The 5,561-nt window shown below is 58.4% G+C and carries 4 protein-coding genes; 2 read left to right on the top strand and 2 right to left on the bottom strand.

Features of this window, described 5'->3' with window-relative positions; all coding sequences use genetic code 11:
• The coding region (gene metH / locus NW837_RS14860) for a methionine synthase (protein ID WP_414332359.1) at positions 1 to 2,694 on the top strand (2,694 nt) is incomplete at its 5' end.
• Between the two features lie 89 nt (positions 2,695 to 2,783).
• Here metH and NW837_RS14855 read toward each other — a convergent pair.
• Positions 2,784 to 3,575 (bottom strand): ABC transporter permease, encoded by a 792-nt coding sequence (locus NW837_RS14855; RefSeq protein WP_011433789.1) that lies wholly within the window; start codon positions 3,573 to 3,575, stop codon positions 2,784 to 2,786.
• A 472-nt stretch (positions 3,576 to 4,047) separates the two neighbouring features.
• Between NW837_RS14855 and NW837_RS14850 the strand changes: the two genes are divergently transcribed.
• Positions 4,048 to 4,812, top strand: coding sequence for a TIGR03943 family putative permease subunit (locus tag NW837_RS14850; RefSeq protein ID WP_414332357.1), 765 nt, complete (start codon positions 4,048 to 4,050; stop codon positions 4,810 to 4,812).
• A gap of 10 nt (positions 4,813 to 4,822) precedes the next feature.
• Here NW837_RS14850 and apcB read toward each other — a convergent pair whose 3' ends face one another.
• Entirely contained in the window at positions 4,823 to 5,326 is a 504-nt protein-coding gene (gene apcB, locus NW837_RS14845; RefSeq protein ID WP_011433791.1) for an allophycocyanin subunit beta, read from the bottom strand.
• Positions 5,327 to 5,561 lie beyond the last annotated feature (235 nt).

The following is a 5,561-nucleotide window of genomic DNA, read 5'->3' as shown; positions in this document are numbered from 1 at the left end:
CCCCAGCCCTACCTGCAGGACAACTCGTTTTTAATCATCGGCGAGCGCCTCAACGCCAGCGGCTCCAAAAAGATGCGGGAGCTGCTCAACGCCGAAGACTGGGACGGCCTGGTGGCCCTAGCGCGGGAGCAGGTGCGGGAGGGATCCCACATCCTGGACGTGAATGTGGACTACGTGGGCCGGGATGGCGTGCGGGATATGCGGGAGCTGGTCTCGCGGCTGGTTACCCAAATCCCAATTCCCCTGATGCTGGATTCTACCGATTGGCAAAAGATGGAAGCGGGCCTCAAGGTGGCGGGGGGCAAGTGCCTGCTCAACTCCACCAACTACGAAGACGGGGAAGAGCGCTTCTTCAAGGTGCTGGAGCTAGCTAAAACCTACGGCGCCGGGGTGGTCATCGGCACCATCGACGAAGAGGGCATGGCCCGCACTGCCGACAAGAAGTTCCAGATTGCCGAGCGCGCCTATCGTCAGGCGGTTGAGTACGGGATCCCGCCCTACGAGATTTTCTTTGACCCCCTGGCTTTGCCCATTTCCACCGGCATCGAGGAAGACCGGGCCAACGGGGCAGCCACCCTGGAGGCCATCCGCCGTATCCGCCAGGCTTTCCCGGAGACCCACATTCTCTTGGGCATTTCCAACATCTCCTTTGGGCTCTCGCCGGCAGCCCGCGTGGTGTTGAACTCGGTGTTTTTGCACGAGTGCCGCGAGGCCGGCCTGGATGCCGCTATCGTCAGTGCCGCCAAGATCCTGCCCCTGAACAAGATCCCCGCAGAGCAGCAGCAGGTGTGTCGGGATCTGATCTGGGATCGGCGGCAGTTTAACGCCGTTCGCGTTAGCGGGACGGAGTCCTCGGGCATTTGCACCTACGATCCTCTGGCGCGGCTGACGGAGCTGTTTGCGGGAGTTTCCAGCCAAGAGCTGCGGGCAGCCAGATCCCTGGCCACGCTGCCTCTGGAGGAGCGGCTGCGGCGGCACATCATCGACGGCGAGCGGATTGGCCTGGAAGAAACCTTGGCGGAGGCACTGCAGAAATATCCTCCCCTGGAGATCATCAACACCTTTTTGCTGGACGGCATGAAGGAGGTGGGGGAGCTGTTCGGTGCCGGCAAGATGCAACTGCCCTTTGTGCTGCAGTCGGCAGAAACCATGAAAGCGGCGGTGAAATACCTGGAGCCCTTCATGGAAAAGGTGGGAGGGGAAGTGTGCAAAGGCACTCTTTTGATTGCCACCGTCAAGGGGGATGTCCACGATATTGGCAAAAACTTGGTGGACATCATCCTCACCAACAACGGCTACAGGGTAATTAACTTGGGCATCAAGCAGCCGGTGGAGAACATCATCGAAGCCTATGAAAAGAGCAAGGCCGACTGCATTGCCATGAGCGGCCTGTTGGTGAAATCCACGGCCTTTATGAAAGAGAATTTGGAGGTGTTTAACGAGCGGGGCATCACGGTTCCCGTCATTTTGGGAGGGGCGGCCCTCACCCGCCGCTTTGTGGAAGAAGACTGCTGCAAGACCTACAAAGGCCAGGTGATCTATGGCCGCGACGCCTTCGTCGATCTCCACTTTATGGATCGGCTGATGCAGGCCAAAGCTGCCGGACGCTGGGACGACCGGCTGGGTTTTCTGGATGACTTGGAGCAGGGATCCCCCTCTGCCAATGGCCAGAAAGAGGCTTCTTGGGTTCCAGAGGAAACGGATCCCAGCCTGCCCCCTGCGGAGACCACCGTGGGAGCTGCTCCCGCCCTCACCCTCTCCGAGTCCCAAGACACCCGCCGCTCTGAAGCCGTTGCCCTGGAGACCGAGCGACCCATCCCGCCTTTCTGGGGATCCCAGGTTCTCACCTCAGATCAGATCCCTTGGCCGGAAGTCTTCTTCTACATCGACAAGCAAGCCCTGGTGGCCGGACAATGGCAGATTCGCAAGCCCCGCGACCAGTCGGCAGAGGAGTTTGCCGAGTTTATCGCCACCCAGGTGGATCCGGTGATCGAGCGCTGGAAAGAGCGGATCCTGGCAGAAGATCTGCTGCACCCCCAGATTGTCTACGGCTATTTCCCGGCCCAGGCAGAGGGGAACACTTTGATCCTCTTCGACCCGGCCAGCTTCCCCGAGCTGTTTTCCCTGGAGCTAGGCTCCACCACCTATTTCCAACTGCCCACGGTGGAGCGCCCGCAACTCTCTCCAGGGGTGCGGGAATTGGCCCGCTTCACCTTCCCCCGCCAAAAGAGCGGCCACCGCTACTGTATCGCCGACTTCTTTGCCGATCGCTCCACTGGCCTAGTAGATGTCTTCCCCATGCAGGCGGTCACGGTAGGGGCAGAAGCCACCGCCTATGCCCAGCGCCTGTTTGCCGAGGGCCAGTACACCGACTACCTGTATTTCCACGGCCTGACCGTGACCCTGGCGGAAGCCCTGGCGGAATGGTGCCATGCCCGCATCCGGCGGGAGCTGGGGTTCGGCCACGAAGATAGCCCCGACATCCGCAAGATCCTGCACCAGGGCTATCGGGGATCCCGCTACAGCTTCGGCTATCCCGCCTGCCCCAACATCGCCGACCAACGGGTTCTGCTGCAGGTGCTCCAGGCCGAGCGCATTGGCCTCACCATGGACGAAAGCGATCAATTGGATCCGGAACAGTCCACCACCGCCATCGTTGCTTACCATCCGGCAGCCCGCTACTTCAACACTTAGTTAGGCCCTCATCTCCAACCTCTCTCAGGGGGAGAGGGGGAACTGTCGAGAACGGCTAGCGGGATCCCAGGCGGGAGCGGCTGTTCGCGTCAGCGGTGCGGAGCACTCCGCAGGGGGAAGCCCACGACCAAGATCAAGGTAACCAGAATGATCAAGGTGGAGAGGGCATTGATTTCCGGGGTAACTCCTCGTCGCGCCGTGCTGTAGATCAAAATTGGCAAGGTCAGGCTCTCCGGCCCACTGGTAAAAAAGGAGATGACAAAATCATCTATCGAAAGGGTAAAAGCCAGCAAAGCGGCAGCTTGGATCCCTGGCATGGCCAAGGGCAAGGTGACATAGCGTAGCTTTTGCCAGGTGTTTGCATAGAGGTCATAGGCTGCTTCTTCCAGGGCGGGATCCAAAAGTTGGAGACGGCTGCGCACCACAATAGCCACAAAAGCAATCTGAAACGTAATGTGGGCCAAGATCATCGTCCCCAAGCCCAGCTCAAAGAGGCCCGTGTAAAAGCGCACAAACTGGTAGAACAGCAGCAGCGCGATGGCCATCACAATATCGGGGACGATCACCGGCAACAGCATCAGCCCCTGCAGGATCTTTTTACCGGGGAAGCGATAGCGATACAGCCCATAGCCCAGCAGGGATCCCAGCAGCGTGCTGACCAGGGTGCTGACCAACGCCAGGACGAGGGTATTTTGCGTGGCCTGCCAGACCAGGGCATTCTGAAACAGGGAAAGGTACCAATCGAAGGTAAAACCTGTCCACGCCAGGCCAAAGCGGGCTCGGTTAAAGGAGTAGACGGCGATCAGCAGAATTGGCAGGTAGAGAAAGCCATAGATGGCATAGCTGACTCCCCGCAGCCAGGTGGGTATCCTTGCCAACATTCGGCCAACATTCGTGTGTGGTATCTCAGTTGTCTCTATCCCACTGTAGAGCAGACCGCCAAAATTGCAGCAACTCCCTAGGCTTTATACACCCGCCTACAACCCTGTCCATCACGCTAAAGTCCGTTATCAATGGGATATCAATGTGAGGTTATCTGTGGCTGGATTTGTTGAATTGATGATGGGATCCCTGAAGCTGTAAAGACGGCAATCAAAGAACGTGAGCCAAACGAAATGTTTTGCTGTTCGCGTTAGGGGGACGGAGTCCTTGCCTTATTCGGGCAACCCGATACCTGTGACTGGGAAATTGGCAGCACAGGCATTCCCCAACGCCGGCAGTGGGCACTTCCGCGAGGATTGCTAAACTTAGGCTCGGAGTGGTGTGAAAAAGCTGCAACCCATGCCCAAAAGCAGTTCTGGTCGTCTTCGAGAAAAACAAAATCCAGAGGAACCGCACGCGAAAACCAAGGGTATGTCTCGGCCTGTCGGTCGCGTCAGCGGGACGGAGTCCAAACCGTTGCGGTGGGGCAATACAGCCTACTGGGAGGCGGTTGGGTTGATGTTGCTAGGGATCCTGCTGATCGTTTATCGCTGGCGGGGCACCCTGCTGATGTTGATCAATCCCGGCTATGTGAATGTGGCGTTGTTGGCTGGGCTATGTCTGTTGGGCTTGGGGATTGGCCGTTGGCGAGGAGCCAAAGTCCCTTCTTCTGAAGTCCATTCCTCGCTACTGGGGCCGCGGCTGGGCGCAGGACTGTTGATCCTGACAGCACTGCTGGGGTTTTGGGTCGAGCCACGCCCGCTCTCCAGCCAAACTGCCCTCAACCGAGGGGTATCTCCCTATCTGGGAGCATCTCGTAGCCAGCCGCAGGCTTTTCGCCCCAAGCTCGACCCGCGTCAGCGTACTCTGCTGGACTGGGTGCGCACCTTGGATGTTTACCCGGATCCCTACACCTATGAGAACCAGCCGGTGCGGGTGCAGGGGTTCGTCATTCCCGACAAGCAACCCGACCATTTTGTTGTTGCCCGGTTTTTGGTTAGCTGCTGTGCTGCCGATGCTTACCCTGTGGGCTTGCCGGTGCGCTGGCCAGAGGCAGAGCAGTTAACTGCCGACAGTTGGCTGCGTCTGGAGGGGCGCATGGCCGTGGAGCAGCGGGATGGATTATCTCAGTTGGTGATCGTTGCCGAGCGGCTGGAGCCGATACCGATGCCGGCCAATCCCTACGCCGACGAGTGAGAGTAGGCGCTCAGATATCGGTTTCGCTCAGCTTGGCGCTCAGGTAATCGAAGGGCTCGGCCACAAAGCTATAGTCTTCGCCGGAGCCAAGCAGCTCCAGGGTGCGGGTTTTCATGTTTTGGATCCCAATCACCGTCGGGGCGATGGGCACGCCGAGGGAGTTGTAGGTCTCCCGTAAGCCGGCCAAGACTCGCTCATCCAAAATGCTGTTGTCGGCAGCCACCAGCGCGTAGGAAGCGTAGCGCAAGAAGTAGTCCATATCCCGCAAACAGGTGGCATAGCGGCGGGTGGTGTAGGCGTTGCCTCCCGGACGAATGAGATCTGGCACCTGGGCGAACATGGCCGCAGCAGCCGTTTTGACGATATCCACTGAGTTGAGATTGATCACGTTCACGGCCTTGATGCGCCGCAGCCCCGAGTCATAAAAAGCCTTGAGCGCATCCATTGCCTCCCGATCCAAGTAGCGGCCCGTCAGGTCGTAGGTTTTGATCAGTGTGGTTACGGCATCCCGCATATCCCCAGCTCCATTCTTGTGACTTTATTTTGTAAAGTAGCTTGAGATGAAAAAATGAGAAGAGATTTTGCCGGACAACATCCAAAGGTCAACCTTGGAAAATCGAGCCAGAGCCCGGCAACGGCGACGCTTCAGGCTCCCCTTCGCCCTCAGAAGTTTAGCATGCAGGGGTTTCTTTCCCACTTCCCTCTGAGACAATGGCCAATGTTGTTACGAAAATGTAACCTTTCTGCAA

The organism is Synechococcus sp. R6-10 (assembly GCF_047461815.1).
Classification (GTDB): Bacteria; Cyanobacteriota; Cyanobacteriia; order Thermostichales; family Thermostichaceae; genus Thermostichus.
This window is presented reverse-complemented; position numbering and strand designations above follow the sequence as displayed.

Bases quoted from the DNA above. Each gene is read 5' to 3' on its own strand.
- NW837_RS14855 (WP_011433789.1), bottom strand. From the start codon at position 3,575: ATGTTGGCAAGGATACCCACCTGGCTGCGGGGAGTCAGCTATGCCATC.
- NW837_RS14850 (WP_414332357.1), top strand. From the start codon at position 4,048: ATGTCTCGGCCTGTCGGTCGCGTCAGCGGGACGGAGTCCAAACCGTTG.
- apcB (WP_011433791.1), bottom strand. From the start codon at position 5,326: ATGCGGGATGCCGTAACCACACTGATCAAAACCTACGACCTGACGGGC.